This window comes from uncultured Mailhella sp. (genome assembly GCF_963931295.1).
Lineage (GTDB): Bacteria > Desulfobacterota > Desulfovibrionia > Desulfovibrionales > Desulfovibrionaceae > Mailhella.
Map to the genome: position 1 here is coordinate 2,173,010 of NZ_OZ007001.1, position 15,604 is coordinate 2,188,613.

Below are 15,604 nucleotides of genomic sequence, written 5' to 3' on the forward strand. Positions count from 1 at the left end.
CTTCCTTGGGCGGGAAGGCGGAGCCTTGCCCGGAGAAATGTGGGCCCGCCCCGCAGGCGCGGAGCGGGCGCGGAAGGGGAAATCCCCGTTATTTTGCCGCCTTGGGCTTGTACAGGCACAAAGGTTCCTGAGCCATGGGGTCGTCGGTCATGCTGTAGGCGCGGGCGCGGCAGCCGCCGCAAACCTTGTGGTATTCGCACACGCCGCACTTGCCCTTGTAGGCGCTCTGATCGCGGAACTTGAGGAACCACGGCGTCTTTTTCCAGAGCTCGGGGAAGGGGGTGTCGCGCACGTTGCCGCAGTCGAGGGTGAGGTAGCCGCAGGGCTGGAGCTGTCCGGTATGGCTGATGAAGCAGAAGCCCGTGCCGCCGAGGCAGCCGCGCGTCATGGCGTCCATGCCGAAGTTTTCCATGTTCACGGTTACGCCTTCCTCGCGGGCCTTCTGCCGCATGATGCGGTAGTAGTGCGGGGCGCAGGTGGCCTTGAGATGCATGGAGGTGGTTTTGCGGAAGTCGTAGAACCAGTGCAGCACTTCTTCGTATTCTTCGGCGGTGATCACCTCTTCCTGAATTTCGGCGGCCCGGCCCATGGGCACGAGCAGGAAGATGTGCCAGGCCACGGCGCCGATTTTCTCGCACAGGTGGAAGATATCCTTGAACGAGTGCAGGTTGCTCTTGGTCACCGTGGTGTTGATCTGGAATTCCACGCCTTCGGCCTTCAGGTATTCGATGCCGCGCATGGAGGCGTCGAAGGCTCCGGGCACGCCGCGGAAGGCGTCGTGGCTTGCGGCGTCGGCTCCGTCGATGGAGATGGAGCAGCGCTGGAAGCCGGCTTCCTTTATCTTGCGGGCGGACTCGGGCGTGATGAGCGTGCCGTTCGGCGACATGACGCAGCGCAGGCCCTTGTCGCGGGCGTAGGCGGCGAGTTCATAGACGTCGGCGCGCATCATGGGATCGCCGCCGGTGAAGATGATGATGGGCTCGCCGACTTCGGGGAAGGTGTCGATGAGGGCCTTGGCTTCCGCGGTGGAGAGCTCGCCCGGATAGGGTTCGGGATGAGCTTCGGCGCGGCAGTGCTTGCAGGCCAGGTTGCAGGAACGGGTGACTTCCCAGGCGATGAGGCGGCACTTGGGAGAGCCGTCGGGCAGGAAGCGGGGTTTTGCCGTGGCGGGATGCCCGCCGGGGGCTCCGTCGGGAACGCGACCCATGGGATGCCCGCCGGGATGGCAGGCCCCCAGCGAGGAGAGGGCGGAGTCGTGGCCGTTCATCAGCGAATCCATCCTTCGCGGAGGGCTTCCACGGTGAAGTAGGTGATGATCATCTTGGCGCCGGAACGCTTGAGGCCGATGAGCGATTCCATGATGACGGCCTTGCGGTCGATCCAGCCGTTCTGGGCGGCGGCGCAGATGAGGGAGTATTCGCCGCTCACCTGATAGGTCACGAGCGGCACGTCGAAGGTGTCGTGCATGAGGCGGATGATGTCCTGATAGGGGCCCGCGGGCTTGACGATGAACATGTCCGCGCCTTCGTCGATGTCGGCCTGCATTTCACGCAGGGCTTCCTGCGCGTTGCCGGGATCCATCTGATAGGTGCGGCGATCGCCGAAGTGGGGGGCGGATTCCGCTGCGTCGCGGAAGGGGCCGTAGTAGGCGGAAGCGTACTTCACGGCGTAGGACATGATGGGCGTTTCCTCGAATCCGGCCTTGTCGAGAGCGGTGCGCAGGGCGAGCACGCGGCCGTCCATCATGTCGGAGGGAGCCACGATGTCGGCGCCGGCTTCGGCCTGGGAAACGGCGGTTCTGGCGAGCAGGTCGAGGGTCTGGTCGTTGAGCACGTGGCCGGTCTTGTCGCCGTCGGCAATGATGCCGCAGTGGCCGTGCGAAGTGTATTCGCACAGGCACAGGTCGGTGATGACGACAAGGTCGGGCCAGTTCTTTTTAATCATGCGGGTGGCGCGCTGCACGATGCCGTCCCTGGCGTAGGCGCCGGAGCCCAGCGGATCCTTTTCGGCGGGAATGCCGAAGAGCAGCACGGAGCGCAGGCCGAGCTTCACGGCTTCGCCGATTTCCTTTTCGAGTTCGGCAAGGGAAAGCTGGAACTGGCCGGGCATGGAGTTGATGGGCTGACGGAAATGTTCGTCGGGGGTGTCCACCACGAAGTAGGGCATGATGAGATCGGCGGCGGAAAGGGAGGTTTCGCGCACCATGTCGCGAAGAGCGGGAGTGCGGCGCAGACGGCGGCCGCGATGGAAGGAAAGTTCGGTCATGACAATATCCTTTGCGCCGGAAGGGCGCGTCAACGGTCCAATGAAAACGACAAGGAAGATAACACCGGCCCCGGCCTTTGAAAAGGGCCGGAGTCACGGTCGGGGCAGTAGAACTTTTATGAGAGCGGAAGGCGTCGGGAAGGGCGCGGCGGGAGATGTTGCGCGGCAAAGGGCGATGCGGGAGGAAGCCCGCAGCCTCCGGCGGGAATGGTTTCGAGACACGCGCAACGATGAGAACGTTGCCCTGCCGCGGGAACGGACGCTGCGTCAGAGCTGGAAGAGGAAGACCATGACGGGCATGGTTATGACGCAAAGCAGGGTGGAGACCACGTTGATGAGGCTCGCGTATTCGCCGTTGTGTCCGTAGAGGTGGGCCATCTGGGTGACGGTGGAGGCGCAGGGCGCGGCGGCCGCAAGAAAGCTGATGAGCAGAATGGTGGAACCGTCTGCGGTACAGGAGGCAAGGCCGCTGACACGGAAGACGAGAAGGGTGAGCAGCGGCAGCACGAGCAGACGCAGGGCGACGATGAGGGGCAGTTTTTTGTAGGCGAGAATGCGGCGGAAGTTCACGGAGCCTATGAGCATGCCCGTGACTATCATGCACAGGGGTCCTATCATGCTGCCTACGGCGTGTACGGCAAGGCGCGGCACTTCAGGGAAGTGCAGCCCGGAAACAAAGAGCAGCGCACCTGCGAACATGGCCAGTATGTTGACGTTGAACAGAATGTTGCGCAGATGGAACTGTCCGTGCTTATGGAGCAGCGTATAGCAGTGCGTCCAGAAAAGCGCGGTCTGGCCGATGAGAAAGCCGCTGGTATAGAGTACCCATTCGGGGCCGAACACATAAATGACTATGGGAATGATGAGGTTGCCGCCGTTGGAATAGATGGCGGAAGCCTGTTCCACGGGATCGAGCCTGAGCGGACGCCGTACGAGCATGTTGAACACGATGGCCAGCGACTGGGAAATGGCGGCAGCTACGAGCGAGAGAAAAAGGCCCTGCAGCTTTTCCCCGGAGAATTCCACCTGAAAGGCGTCGAGCATCATGCACGGGCCGACGATGTACAGGGCCACCGCGGCCAGAGGCGCGCTGTCTTCGGCCTTGAGCAGGCGCAGCCGGACCACGGCATAGCCCATGAGAACCATGAGGAGCATGGCGGCTATCTGCTTGCCGAGAAGAAGAGAAATAATCATGGAAAGGCTCTTGGGGAAAATGCGGAAAGGCGGGATGCGGGGGCCGGAACAAAGGAGCGAACGCGACGCCCGGCGCGCGGCCTTGGGCTTCATGCGGCGCTGTTCGGGCTCAACGCCGGAATTTCGGTGGAACTGCCTCACCGCGCGACGCATGATGTCGTGCGTTTCTCCGGAAGGGAGGAGCTTGCGCTCACGCGGCGGCAGACCGTGACGGGGAAAACGCGGAAGCGATACATAGAAAACGGGGAAGCTCCGCGGAGCCTCCCCGTTGTGGTGAGCGATGTGCTACTTGATGCCGATTTCTTCGTCGGTGAGGTAGCAGGCCGGATCTTCGGCCCATTCGTCGCCGTAGTAGGCTTCGGCGCGGGAGCGGAAGTTGCCGCCGCAGATGTTCAGGAAGCGGCACTTGGCGCAGCGGCCCTTCACGTAGGGCTTCTTGTCCTTGAGCTTGTGCAGCAGTTCGATGTTCGGGTCGTCCCAGATTTCGGAGAAGGGACGTTCAAGCACGTTGCCGAACACGTGATGACGCCAGAACTGGTCGGCGGAAACGTCGCCGTTCCAGGAAATGCAGCCTATGCCGCGGCCGGAGCTGTTGCCTTCGTTGAACTGCAGCAGCTGGAACACTTCTTCGGCGCGCTTGGGATCTTCCTTGAGCAGGCGCATCCACACGTAGGGACCGTCGGCGTGGTTGTCCACGGTGAGCACTTCCTTGGGAGTGCCGGCGTCGAAGCATTCGCGGGTCTTGTCCATGATGAGATCGACCACGGCGCGGGTTTCCTGATGGTTCAGGTCTTCATTGATGAGCTCGGTGCCGCGGCCCGAGTACACCAGGTGATAGAAGCACACGCGGGGAATGTTGCGTTCGCGCAGGATGTCGAAAATCTTGGGTATTTCCACGGCGTTGCGCTTGTTGATGGTGAAACGCAGGCCCACCTTGATGCCTTCTTCGCGGCAGTAGTCGAGGCCTTCGAGTGCCCGGCGGAACGCGCCCTTCACGCCGCGGAAGTGGTCGTGGACCTCTTCGCCGCCGTCGAGGGAAACGCCCACGTAGGAAAGGCCGACTTCCTTGAGCTGTCTGGCCATGGCGCGGTCGATGAGCGTGCCGTTGGTGGAAATGACCGCACGCATGCCCTTGCTGGTGGCGTAGCTGGCAAGTTCGGGCATGTCCTTGCGGATGGTGGGCTCGCCGCCGGAAAAGAGCATGACCGGCGCGCCGTAGGCGGCGAGGTCGTCGATCATGACCTTGGCCTGTTCGGTGGAAATGGGATCGACGCCCTTGTCGGTTTCGGCCTGGGCGTAGCAGTGGACGCATTTAAGGTTGCAGCGGCGCGTCATGTTCCAGACGACGACCGGCTTCTTGTCGGCGGAGAACTGGAGAAGGTGAGAAGGCAGCTTGCCGGACTGGCGACCGTAACGCAGGGCGTCGGAGGGTTCCACCTGTCCGCAGTAAAGCTTTGAAATACCAATCATGTAGTGTCCTCACTGGGCGTTGTATGGGAAAGACGGAGCGGAATGCGCCGCTTCGTCGCCATGTTGCATGGAAAACGTTGGTTCTGCCGCATTTCGGCGGCAGACCGGGCCACATCATAGCCGCACCGGCTCCGGGAATCAAGTGACGCCGGCAACCTAGCGCGAAACTTCGGAAGAAAACGCCGTGCTGTCCGGCACGCGGAGGCGCTTTGTCCGGCGCTCGTTCCGTAGGGGGCGGCCTGCCGGATTCACCAGGCGCTCTCCTTGGAAGTAGAAGCGCGGGGATTGTCGGCGCGGTCGGGCTTGCTCTGCGCCATTCTCGCGGAGCAATGAAGCGCCGGTTTCGGCAACGGAGCCGGGGATTTTCGTTTGTGCAGGCGGGACGCCCCGTTCTCCGTCAGGGCGGCGAAGGTCGGGCGGAAGGGCCTCGACGGGGCCGCTTTCCTGCGGCGCTAATCCAGAATGCCGCCTGCAAGCACGAAGCCGTCCGCGTCGTACACGGCGGCGATCTGTCCGGGGGCCGGAGGCTGCTGGGGAGTGTCGAAGGTTATGGTCATGCGGTCTTCGGCCACGCTCACGTGGGCGGGCGTCGGAGCCTGATGGTAGCGCACGCGCACGAAGAGCCGTTCCGGCCAGAGGTCGGGGGAGACCATGAGATTCAGCGCTCCGGCGGAACACGTGGTTGCGGGAAGCATGTTCTTAGGCCCGACCACGAGGGTGTTGGAATCCCGCAGACGCCTCAGCACGTAAAGCGGCTCCTTCCAGGGAATGCCGAGTCCGCGGCGCTGGCCTTCGGTGTACTGCCAAAGTCCCCGATGCTGCGCGATGACGCGGTTTTCTCCGGCGAGAAGCACGGGGCCGGGGCCGGGCAGACGCAGGCCGCGGGCGCGGCGCTCTTCGAGCCAGGCGTAGTGGTCGTCGCCCGGAATGAAGCAGATTTCCTGACTTTCGGCGGGCACGGGCGGCGTGATGCCGCGCTCGGCAAGACTGGCCCGGATGTCGGATTTTTTCCATTCCGCGAGCGGAAAGAGGCAGCGGCGCAGGCGCTCGACGGGCACCAGCGCGAGAAAGTAGCTCTGGTCCTTGGTGCCGTCGCGTCCTGCGCGCAGCGTCCGGCCGTAGACGGGGTGCTCCGTCACGGCGGCGTAGTGACCGGTGGCGAACGCTTCGCCGTAGTTCATGGCGCAGTCGAACAGGCGACCGAACTTCATGGTCCGGTTGCACAGGGCGCAGGGGTTGGGGGTGCGCGCCCGGGCGTGTTCTTCGGCAAAGGGAGTCATGACGCAGCGGCGGAACTCTTCGGAAAGATCCACCACGTGCAGGGGAATGCCGAAGGAACGGCAGAGGGCTTCCATGGCGGGAACAGCTTCGGTTCCGGCCGCTCCGGGAAGAAAGCGCGCGTGCAGAGCCGTGACAGCGTGTCCCTGTTCCCTGAGGCTGAGCAGGGCGAAGAGGCTGTCGGTTCCGCCGCTTATGGCAACTGTGACGTTCATGGGCTTCAGTGTGCCATCGGCGGACGAAGAGGGCAAGACCGATTCTCCGCCCTCAGGCCGAATCTCTTCCCGTTGCCAATCCGCAGGGAAGGATTTATGCTGATACTTCCTGATATTCGGGAAATTCGGACAACCCATCGAAACGAGGTGTCTCCATGAAACATATTCTGGCCTGCGCGGCGCTCTGCGTCGTGACGCTTCTCGGCGGATGCGTCGGCGCTCCCATCTACAGAGGTCTGGACGCCGCCACCGGCGATTTCGTGTCCACGTCGTCCCCCACGGTGAGCGTGAAGGCCGCGGAAGGATATGCCAACGTGCTTTCCGGCTACACGCTGTGCCGCGTGCCCTACGAGAACAGCTTCATGAACAGCGTGTCCGCCAACGTGTGGTTCTCGCTTCAGGAACGGGAAGGCTCGCAGCTCGCCGTCATGCTGGCCGAGTGCCCCACCGGACTGATCTGGGAAGTGCGCGCCGTGGGCGTGGAATATCAGAAGCTGAAGGTGTTTTACGAGAGCAACGGCGTCGGCCCCAACGACGCTACCGTGCGCGTGTATGTGCGTCCGGCCTCCATGGATCCGTGGACGCCCCTGTTCCTCGGCGCAGGAAAGACGGCCTGGAAGGGCGACACGCTGGTGGCGCGTTATGAATGGACGAGCACCACGCAGAAGGACAAGCTGGTGGTCGAATACCGCGAACCGGCGCCCGAACTGCTGGCCGGCATGAATCCGCGCGTGACCGATATTTCGGCGTTCATCGCTCGCTCGCAGAAGGCGTTTACGCTGGAAGGCGTGACCGAGCCCGTCTCGCCCGTCGCCCGCGTGGGCGTCGGCATTTCCGACAGTCTCCTCGCGCCCGTGGTGGGGTCGGTGAGCACCAATCAGATCATTCTGTTCTGATCGAAGTGAAGCGGAAGCGGTGCGTCCGGCTTTTGCCGGCAAGGGGTGCTCGTTCGACTTTCCGCAGCTTGAGGCCCGCAGGCCCGAAGCGCCGGGGACTCGCCGCACGGATGCCGTGAGTTTCGGCCTGAGTCCGGGCCCGACGCTCCGGCCTGATGATCGCCGGTCGCTTCTTTATTGATGATGTGGCGATGCCGGTGCCGCCTGCGTCAGGCGTCGGCGCATCGCGGCTTCTTCTCCGAAGCGAAAGGCCGCCTGCTGACGGGGCTGGGCGCGGTGATCGCGCGAGCATTCCCGCGGCCCGGCCGCACCGTCCGTGCTCCTTTTTTGACTTGACAGAAGCGCGGCGCCCTAGTAAATACGATAGTTCACCTTGTTCGCCGTATGGTTTTTCCGGCAGGAAGTCGGAAGCGGCGGACCTCTGACCGTAAGGAGATATCCTACATGCGCAAAATGGAAACCCTGCTGCTCCTTTCTCCGGAGCTGTCTGTGGAAGAGCGCGAAACCGTCCTGAAGACCATGGACGAAGTCATCACCCGCGAAGGCGGCAAGATGCTCGTCGTGGATCAGTGGGGCATGCGCGACCTGGCCTATCCCGTCCGCAAGCAGATGCGCGGCTTCTATGTTCGTCTTGAATATGCCGCTCCTTCTCAGCTCGTGGCTGAACTGGAACGCATCATCCGCATCACCGACGGCGTGTTCAAGTTCATGACCGTCAAGCTGGCCGACTCCGTCGAAGCCACCGAGGAGGTCGCGTAATGGCTTTCCGTAAGAAGTTTGCTCCTCGCCGCAAGTTCTGCCGCTTCTGCGCCGACGCCGAACTGGCTCTCGACTACAAGCGTCCCGACATTCTCCGCGACTTCATCACCGAACGCGGCAAGATCGTCGCCCGTCGCATTACCGGCACCTGCGCCAAGCATCAGCGCGCTCTGACCACCGAAATCAAGCGCGCCCGCCAGATGGCCCTGCTGTTCTACACTTCCGCTCATTCCAGCGAACTCAAGAAGAAGACCAACATCTAACGGCATAGGAGACAAAATGAAAGTTATTCTTCGTGCCGACGTTGAAAAGCTCGGTCACCTTGGCGACATCGTCAATGTCAAGCCCGGCTACGGCCGCAACTATCTGCTTCCTCAGCAGCTTGCCAGCCTGGCCACTCCCGCCAACATCCGCGTGTTTGAACTCGAACGCAAGAAGCTGCAGGCCCGCATGGACGCCCTCCGCGCCGCTGCCGCCGACCTCGCTTCCAAGCTCGAAGGCGTGGTGGTGACCATCGCCATGCGCGTTGGCGAAAACGACAAGCTCTATGGTTCCGTCACCCCGGCCATGATCGGCGACGCTCTCGCCGCCATGGGCATCGAAGTGGATCGTCATCGTCTGCTTCTCGACGGCTCCATCCGCACCCTGGGCGAACACAACGTGCGCGCCCGTCTGCATGCCGACGTGGTTCCTTCCTTCACCGTGAAGATCGTGTCTGAAGAAAAGCACATCGCTGAAGAAGAAGCCCCCGTGGAAGCTCCCGCCGCCGAAGCGGAAGCTCCTGCTGAAAATGCCTAATCAGCTTCCCCGGAAGCCTGACGAGTCATGGACAGCCCGGATACCGTCATGAATGAAGCCGCCGCTCCTTCGCGGAGCGGCGGCTCTCGTCGTTCTTCCCGTGGGGAAGGCGAAATCTCCGATCGCGCGCGCGACGACCTTCTGCGCCGCGTTCCGCCGCACAACGAAGAGGCCGAACAGGCCGTTCTGAGCGGCGTGTTCCTGCGGCCCGATCTGCTTCAGGAGCTCGTCGATCAGCTTCGTCCCGTAGATTTCTACGTTCCTGCGCACCGGATCATCTTCGGTGCGTTCGTGGCGCTGTGCGAACAGAACACCCCCGTGGACGAAGTGACGGTGTTCGACTGGCTGGTCAGCCATTCCCAGCTTGAGGCCGCGGGCGGCGCGGCCTATCTCGGCGAACTTTCCCGCGCCGTGGTGAGCGGCGCCAACGCCGTTCACTGGGCGAAAATCGTGCGCGACAAGGCCATGCAGCGCGCGCTCATCGACACTTCCGCCCAGATCATCAGCAACTGCTACGACGCCTCCAAGGACGTGCCCACGCTCCTCGACGAATCGGAGCGCGCCATATTTTCCATTTCCGAACGCGCCAACAGCAAGACCTTCGCAAGCAGCAGCGAACTTGTGCGTTCCGTGTTCGACGAGCTGCTCGCCCGGTACAACAACAAGAGCGTGACCACCGGCGTGCCCACGGGCTACATGATGCTCGACAGAATGACCGCCGGCCTTCAGCCCACCGACCTCATCATTCTTGCGGCCCGCCCCTCCATGGGCAAGACGGCCTTCGCCCTCAACGTGGCCATGCGCGCCGCGCTCTCCGGCGGAGCCACGGTGGCCATCTTTTCTCTGGAAATGAGCAAGGAATCGCTCATGGACCGCATGCTCTGCGCCTGGGGCCGGGTGGAGCTCTCCCGCGTGCGCCGCGGCTTTCTGGAAGACGACGACTGGGCCAAGCTTTCCGCCTCGGCCGACGCGCTCTCCCAGGCCAAGATATTCATCGACGACACCGCGGGCCTGACCCCGCTGGCGCTTCGCGCCCGCTGCCGCCGCCTCAAGGCCGAGCACGGCCTCGACCTCGTCATGGTGGACTATTTGCAGCTCATGCACTCCTCGCGCAACGATTCCCGCGAACTGGAAATTTCCGACATCTCGCGCAACCTGAAGGCGCTCGCCAAGGAACTCAAGGTTCCCGTCATTGCGCTTTCCCAGCTCAATCGAAAGGTGGAAGAGCGTACCGACAAGCGTCCCGTGCTTTCCGACCTGCGCGAATCCGGCGCCATTGAACAGGACGCCGACCTCATCATGTTCATCCACCGCGAGGACGCCTACAACAAGAAGGACGACCACCAGAAGACCGGCATTGCCGAAATCATCATCGGCAAGCACAGAAACGGTCCCACCGGCACGGTGAAGCTCGCCTACCGGCCGGAATTCACGGCCTTCGACGACCTCGAAACCACCTATGTCGAGCCTTCGGAAGCGCAGTCCTGACTGCTCCGGCCGGGCCGCAATTCTCCGGCTCGTGGCGCGTCTGGCGTCGCGTTGACGGGGCGCGCAGCCTGACGGCATGAGAGCCTCGTCCTTTCGAAGAGCGCGGGCCGTCCGCCCGGGAGGCGAACGCCGCCTGCGCGCCTTTTGACCGGGGGCGCGGGAAACACGCCGGGACGCCGTTCGTTGCCCGGAAAACGCCGCGTCTTGCCTGCGCACCGCGGGCGTGCTACTTAAAGCTGGCTTCCAATACTACGCCGAGGCGGGCCGACAGCCGGAGAAAGAGATGTCATTCTGGATCAAAGAACGCATCAGCCCTTCGCAGATCATCATTCTGGGCTATTTTCTGTTCATTCTCTGCGGCACGGCGCTGCTCATGCTGCCCTTCACCACCAGAGACGGCGTCGGGCCGGGACTTTGCGACGCGCTCTTCACGGCCACGTCCGCCATTACCGTGACCGGCCTCGTGGTTCACGACACCGCGCGTTACTGGTCGGAATTCGGCCAGGCGATCATTCTCATGCTCATTCAGGCGGGCGGCCTCGGCGTCATGAGCATGGCCGTGGCCGTGGCCGTGCTCGCGGGGCAGAAGATAGGCTTCCGGCTGCGCTGGGTCATGCAGGAATCCATTTCCGCGCCGCAGCTTGCAGGTATAGTTCGCCTGACGGGCTTCATTTTTAAAACCGTGCTGGCTGTGGAACTTGCCGGAGCGGCGCTGCTCGCGCTGCGCTTCTGCCCGCAGGTGGGACTCGGCAGGGGCTTGTGGATGGCCCTGTTTCATTCCGTGTCGGCCTTCTGCAACGCCGGTTTCGATCTCATGGGAGAGGCGCATCCCTACGCTTCGCTCACGGCCTACGCGTCGGATCCGCTGGTCTGTCTTGTGGTGGCCGCGCTCATCATCACGGGCGGCATCGGCTTTCTCACGCTCGACGATGTGCGCTCGCACGGCGCGAATTTCCGCAGCTACCGCCTGCAGAGCAAGCTCGTGCTGCTCTTTACCGCCGCGCTTCTTCTTGTCGGCTTCCTCTTCTTCTTTTTCTGCGAGTTCCGGCGCGAAAGCTGGGGCATGTCCGGCCCGGAGGCCGCGCTCGCCGCGTTTTTCCAGTCCGTAAGTCCGCGCACGGCGGGCTTCAACAGCGTGGATCTCGCCGCGCTGAGTCCGCTCGGCAAGCTGGTCACCATGCTGCTCATGCTGGTGGGCGCAGCTCCCGGCTCCACGGGCGGCGGCTTCAAGGTCACCACGCTCGCCGTGCTGCTTCTGGGCCTGCTCTCCATCTTCCTGCACCGCAACGACGTGCGCGGCTTCGGCCGCAGACTGCCGGACATGGCCCTGCGCCGGGCGTCGGGCATATTCATGTTTTATCTTCTGCTCTTTCTGGCCGGGGGCATGCTGATTTCCGCCTTCGACGAGCTGCCGCTCATGACGGCGTTCTTCGAGTCCGCTTCGGCCATTGGCACCGTGGGACTTTCCCTGGGCGCGACGCCGGAACTTTCCGACGCCTCGCGCGGCATTCTCATTCTGCTTATGTACTTCGGCAGGGTGGGGAGTCTCACGGTCGTGTTTGCGGTGTCGTCCGGCCTGCGTCAGGACGCCTTCCGCTATCCTTCTGAAGATGTGGCCGTGGGCTGAAAGGAGTGTGCCGCATGAAATCCGTACTGCTCATAGGACTCGGCCGTTTCGGCCGCCGCATGGCAAGAAAGCTGCGCGAACTGAATCACGACGTGCTCGCCATCGACAAAAACGAACAGCGCGTCAACGAAGCGCTGGACTTCGTGACCAGCGCCCAGATTGCGGACGCCACCAGCGAAACGTTCATCCGCTCGCTGGGCGTGAGCAATTTCGACATGTGCGTGGTCGCCATCGGCGACGACTTTCAGAGTTCTCTGGAAACCACGGCGCTGCTCAAGGAGCACGGGGCGCGCTTTGTGCTGTCCCGGGCGTCGCGGCAGGTTCACGCCAAGTTCCTTCTGCGCAACGGCGCGGACGACGTGGTGTACCCCGAGCGTCAGACCGCCGACTGGGCCGCCATGCGCTACAGCAGCGATCACATTTTCGACTACGTGAAGCTCTCGCCCGAGTATTCCATTTACGAGATAGCCACGCCCGAGGAATGGCAGGGCAAGACCGTGAAGGAACTGGCCGTGCGTCAGCGCTACCGGGTGAACGTGCTCGGCGTGAAGAAGGGCGACGAGCTCCAGCCCATGCCCGGCCCGTCGCACTGCTTTCAGGCCGGGGAAAACGTGTTCGTGCTCGGCCACGACATGGACGTGCAGAAACTTCTTCGCAAAAACTGACGCGGCGGGCGTGCGTATCTTGCCTCAACGATTCCGGCGTGCTACTATTGGAGCAAATCCAATAGTCAGGGCCGACGGGCGTTCCGTGTTGTTCGGAACGTTTTTTGCGCGGCTCTTTTCGGGAGAAAAGGCATGGATGAGCTTGATTCCTGCGCCTGTTCGGGCGGCAATCTGCCCCGTTTCGTGCAGCCGGTGCTGCTGGGGCTGCTGGTTCGCGAGCCCATGCACGGGTATGCGCTCGTGCAGAAGCTGGAGGACACCGGCCTGTTCGGGCCGCAGCCGCCGGACATGACGGGCTGCTATCGCATGCTGCGCGACATGGAGCGCAGCGGCGTGCTGGAAACGGAATACGACAGGGGAGACGGCCCGGCGCGGAAGAAGTACCGCGTCACGGCTCTGGGGCGGCGCTGTCTGAACCGCTGGATATCGTCGCTCACGAGCAATCGCGATCATCTCGACAGGGTGCTTGCGCTGCTGCTCTCCGCGCGGGATGCGGATGCGCAGGACCCGTGCCCGGAGGCGGATCGCGCCTTCATGGAAGAAGTGCGTCGGCGGGCGCTTTCCGGAGCGCTGCCTAGGTTCAGGACTCATTAAATATAAAAGATGACAATGGCAGCGAGACAAATGGCCGAAAAGAACGTGTGTGCACAACGGTCATAACGCATGGCTATTCTGCGCCAATCCTTGAGTCGGCCGAACATGATTTCTATCTTGTGCCGCTGCTTATAAACCTCCTTGTCATAGACCACCGGAGTTTTTCGGCTGTGTCTGCCAGGAATACACGGCGTGATTCCTTTACGGGACAAGGCATGACGAAACCAGTCGGCATCATAGCCTCTATCCGCCAGAAGCTCCCTGGCCTGCGGCAGAGTATCAAGCAGGACAGCAGCGCCTTTGTAGTCGCTCACCTGACCGCCGGACAGATGGAAGGCCAACGGTTGACCGAAGGCATTGCAGACAGCGTGGAGTTTTGAATTCAGGCCGCCTTTTGTGCGTCCGATACATCGGGAAAGGCCCCTTTTTTCAGCAAACTTGCTGCTGTCCTGTGTGCCTTGAGATGTGTGGTATCAATCATCAAGCGTGTTGTGGAGCCGTTTTGTTCAACAAGCTCCGCAAAAATCCTGTTAAAGACACCCAATCGGCTCCAGCGGATAAAACGATTGTAGAGAGTTTTGTATGGTCCATACTCGCGCGGGGCATCTTTCCATTGCAGGCCATGCTTGATGACATAGATAATGCCGCTGACGACACGCCTGTCATCGACTCTCGGAATGCCGTGGGAACGAGGAAAGTAGCGTTTGATACGAGCAATCTGTTCATGAGAAAGATAAAAAAGTTCCTTCATGGCATCCTCCCTATGCCGACAATAAGAACTTTTTACCCTTTTGGCAATTAATGAGTCCTGAGCCTAGGCGGGAAGACGTGCTGCGTCTTCTTTCCTACGCGCCGGATTCGGCGCAGACGGCCTTTCTCGGACGCCTGGCCCGGCAGACGGCCCGCGAGGTTGCGGGCGACAGGGCGGGCGTGTGGGCGGCCTTCGGGGTGGACACTGCGCCCTGTTCCATGAGCTGCGCCTTTTGCGCGTTCGGCGCGTCGTGGGGCGTGGTGCGGGAGTCGCACGAGTGGGCGCAGGAGGAGATTGTGGCCGCGGCGCGCCGCTACGCGGCCGAGGGGGCGTCGTGGATCGTGCTCCGCACCACGGAACATTACGGCAGGGAGCGCCTGGAAGCGCTGGCAAAAGCCGTGCGCGCCGTGCTGCCGCCATCCTGTGCGCTCGTGGCCAACACCGGTCAGATGGCCGTGGAGGAGATTCGGAACCTCGGCAGGGCCGGCGTGCAGATGATGTATCACGCCCTGCGGCTCGGCGAGGGACGGGACACGCCCTTTGATCCTGCCGAACGCAGGCAGGCCTTGCGGCGCATCGGCGAGGCGGGCATGGAGCTTGCGCATCTTGTGGAGCCGCTCGGGCCCGAACACGCCGATGAGGAAATTGCCGACGTGCTGCTTGCGGCGCTCGAAGCCGGGGCGAAAGTGTGCGGCGTGATGGCGCGCAGCAACGTGCCGGGAACGCCCTACGGCGGCGCGGAATCCGTGTCCGACGCGCGCCTTGCGCAGGTGGCCGCGGTGATCCGCCTGTGCGGGGGCGTGAACACGCCGCACGTGTGCGTGCATCCGCCGGTGTCGCAGGCCGTGGCCTGGGGAGCCAACGTGGTTGTGGTGGAAACGGGGGCCATTCCGCGGGACAAAAAGGAAGCCGCGGCGGACTGGCGGGGCTTTTCCATGGACGACGCCCGCGCGCTGCTTTTGCGTCACGGCTATGTCGTGGGCGGCGCGTAGATCGGGGCGCGTCGCGGAATCGTTTCCGGCTCACACTCGGATGTTTTGCAAAGAAACGGCGCTTCGGCAGCCTCGTCATGGAGGACTGCCCGGAGAGCCAACGTATTGGAGGCATTATGGTATCACGTTTCGGACTGTGCGCGCAGAAGGTGTGCCTGCACTGCGCGCCGCGCCTCGGCATTGAGGATTCGCTGGCCGTGGGCATGGCCTCGGCGTTCGGCACGGGCATGGGGCATGCGGACACCTGCGGCTGCATCTGCGGCGCGCACATGGTGCTCGGGCTTCGCTACGGCAGGGCGGACACGCTGGAGGAGGGCAAGGGCAAAAAGGCGCTGCTCGTGGAAAAGGTGTCGGAATTTGAAAGGCGTCTGTCGAAAAAGCAGCCGTGCCGTTCCTGCCGGGACATCCTCGGCATGGACATCACGCAGCCGGGCGTGATGAAGGCCGCCGCGGAAAAGGGCCTTTTTGCCACCGTGTGCGCGGACATGCTCGCGCAGACCTGCGCGGTGCTCGACGAGATGCTTGCCGAGGACGAAAAACAGGATTCCCGCGCCGAGGCGTGATTCGAGAGACAGCGGAAAAGCGCTCCCGGAACCATGTTCCGGGAGCGCT

The 15,604-nt window shown here is 62.8% G+C and carries 16 protein-coding genes; 10 read left to right on the forward strand and 6 right to left on the reverse strand.

Features of this window, described 5'->3' with window-relative positions:
• Positions 1-88: 88 nt before the first annotated feature.
• The 5 genes from ahbD to ABGT79_RS09115 all read right to left on the reverse strand — a co-directional run bounded on the left by ahbD (position 89) and on the right by ABGT79_RS09115 (position 6,422).
• Complete coding sequence (ahbD, locus tag ABGT79_RS09095; RefSeq protein ID WP_346666662.1) at positions 89-1,207, reverse strand: heme b synthase; 1,119 nt, start codon at positions 1,205-1,207, stop codon at positions 89-91.
• A gap of 59 nt (positions 1,208-1,266) precedes the next feature.
• The gene (gene hemB / locus ABGT79_RS09100; RefSeq protein WP_346665915.1) at positions 1,267-2,265 is read right to left on the reverse strand and encodes a porphobilinogen synthase; all 999 of its coding nucleotides are present in this window, start codon (positions 2,263-2,265) and stop codon (positions 1,267-1,269) included.
• Between the two features lie 267 nt (positions 2,266-2,532).
• Positions 2,533-3,459 (reverse strand): AEC family transporter, encoded by a 927-nt coding sequence (locus ABGT79_RS09105; RefSeq protein WP_346665916.1) that lies wholly within the window; start codon positions 3,457-3,459, stop codon positions 2,533-2,535.
• Positions 3,460-3,744: 285 nt separating this feature from the next.
• Entirely contained in the window at positions 3,745-4,929 is a 1,185-nt protein-coding gene (ahbC, locus tag ABGT79_RS09110; protein WP_294488017.1) for a 12,18-didecarboxysiroheme deacetylase, read from the reverse strand.
• A 452-nt stretch (positions 4,930-5,381) separates the two neighbouring features.
• Complete coding sequence (locus ABGT79_RS09115) at positions 5,382-6,422, reverse strand: tRNA-specific 2-thiouridylase (RefSeq protein ID WP_346665917.1); 1,041 nt, start codon at positions 6,420-6,422, stop codon at positions 5,382-5,384.
• A 155-nt stretch (positions 6,423-6,577) separates the two neighbouring features.
• Here ABGT79_RS09115 and ABGT79_RS09120 point away from each other — a divergent pair, with 155 nt between their 5' ends.
• The 8 genes from ABGT79_RS09120 to ABGT79_RS09155 all read left to right on the forward strand — a co-directional run bounded on the left by ABGT79_RS09120 (position 6,578) and on the right by ABGT79_RS09155 (position 13,249).
• A complete protein-coding gene (locus ABGT79_RS09120; protein WP_346665918.1) occupies positions 6,578-7,318 on the forward strand; it encodes a DUF4851 domain-containing protein in 741 nt (246 codons plus the stop codon).
• Positions 7,319-7,762: 444 nt separating this feature from the next.
• On the forward strand, positions 7,763-8,077 hold the full coding sequence (rpsF, locus tag ABGT79_RS09125; protein WP_294486971.1) for a 30S ribosomal protein S6: 315 nt from the start codon (positions 7,763-7,765) through the stop codon (positions 8,075-8,077).
• Complete coding sequence (gene rpsR / locus ABGT79_RS09130) at positions 8,077-8,340, forward strand: 30S ribosomal protein S18 (protein WP_294446488.1); 264 nt, start codon at positions 8,077-8,079, stop codon at positions 8,338-8,340. The genes rpsF and rpsR overlap by 1 nt, the downstream gene beginning before the upstream one ends.
• A 16-nt stretch (positions 8,341-8,356) precedes the next feature.
• Complete coding sequence (gene rplI / locus ABGT79_RS09135) at positions 8,357-8,875, forward strand: 50S ribosomal protein L9 (protein ID WP_346665919.1); 519 nt, start codon at positions 8,357-8,359, stop codon at positions 8,873-8,875.
• 27 nt (positions 8,876-8,902) lie between these two features.
• Positions 8,903-10,363, forward strand: a complete 1,461-nt coding sequence (gene dnaB / locus ABGT79_RS09140) for a replicative DNA helicase (RefSeq protein ID WP_346665920.1) — start codon at positions 8,903-8,905, stop codon at positions 10,361-10,363.
• A gap of 283 nt (positions 10,364-10,646) precedes the next feature.
• Positions 10,647-11,990, forward strand: a complete 1,344-nt coding sequence (locus ABGT79_RS09145; RefSeq protein WP_346665921.1) for a potassium transporter TrkG — start codon at positions 10,647-10,649, stop codon at positions 11,988-11,990.
• A 14-nt stretch (positions 11,991-12,004) separates the two neighbouring features.
• On the forward strand, positions 12,005-12,655 hold the full coding sequence (locus ABGT79_RS09150; protein ID WP_346665922.1) for a TrkA family potassium uptake protein: 651 nt from the start codon (positions 12,005-12,007) through the stop codon (positions 12,653-12,655).
• A gap of 132 nt (positions 12,656-12,787) precedes the next feature.
• Complete coding sequence (locus ABGT79_RS09155) at positions 12,788-13,249, forward strand: PadR family transcriptional regulator (protein WP_346665923.1); 462 nt, start codon at positions 12,788-12,790, stop codon at positions 13,247-13,249.
• On the opposite strand, the gene ABGT79_RS09160 is transcribed toward ABGT79_RS09155, so the two are convergent.
• Positions 13,246-14,000 (reverse strand): IS5 family transposase gene (locus ABGT79_RS09160; protein WP_346664755.1). Its coding sequence is split into 2 segments (ribosomal slippage): positions 13,246-13,667 and positions 13,667-14,000, totalling 756 coding nucleotides; the frame shifts between segments, so codons are not numbered across the junction. The two genes, ABGT79_RS09155 and ABGT79_RS09160, sit on opposite strands and share 4 nt — an antisense overlap.
• 50 nt (positions 14,001-14,050) lie before the next feature.
• Here ABGT79_RS09160 and ABGT79_RS09165 point away from each other — a divergent pair.
• Entirely contained in the window at positions 14,051-14,992 is a 942-nt protein-coding gene (locus tag ABGT79_RS09165) for a hypothetical protein (RefSeq protein ID WP_346665924.1), read from the forward strand.
• 116 nt (positions 14,993-15,108) lie between these two features.
• Positions 15,109-15,555: a C-GCAxxG-C-C family protein gene (locus ABGT79_RS09170; protein ID WP_346665925.1), complete on the forward strand. Its 447-nt coding sequence runs from the start codon at positions 15,109-15,111 to the stop codon at positions 15,553-15,555.
• The last annotated feature ends 49 nt before the right edge of the window (positions 15,556-15,604 follow it).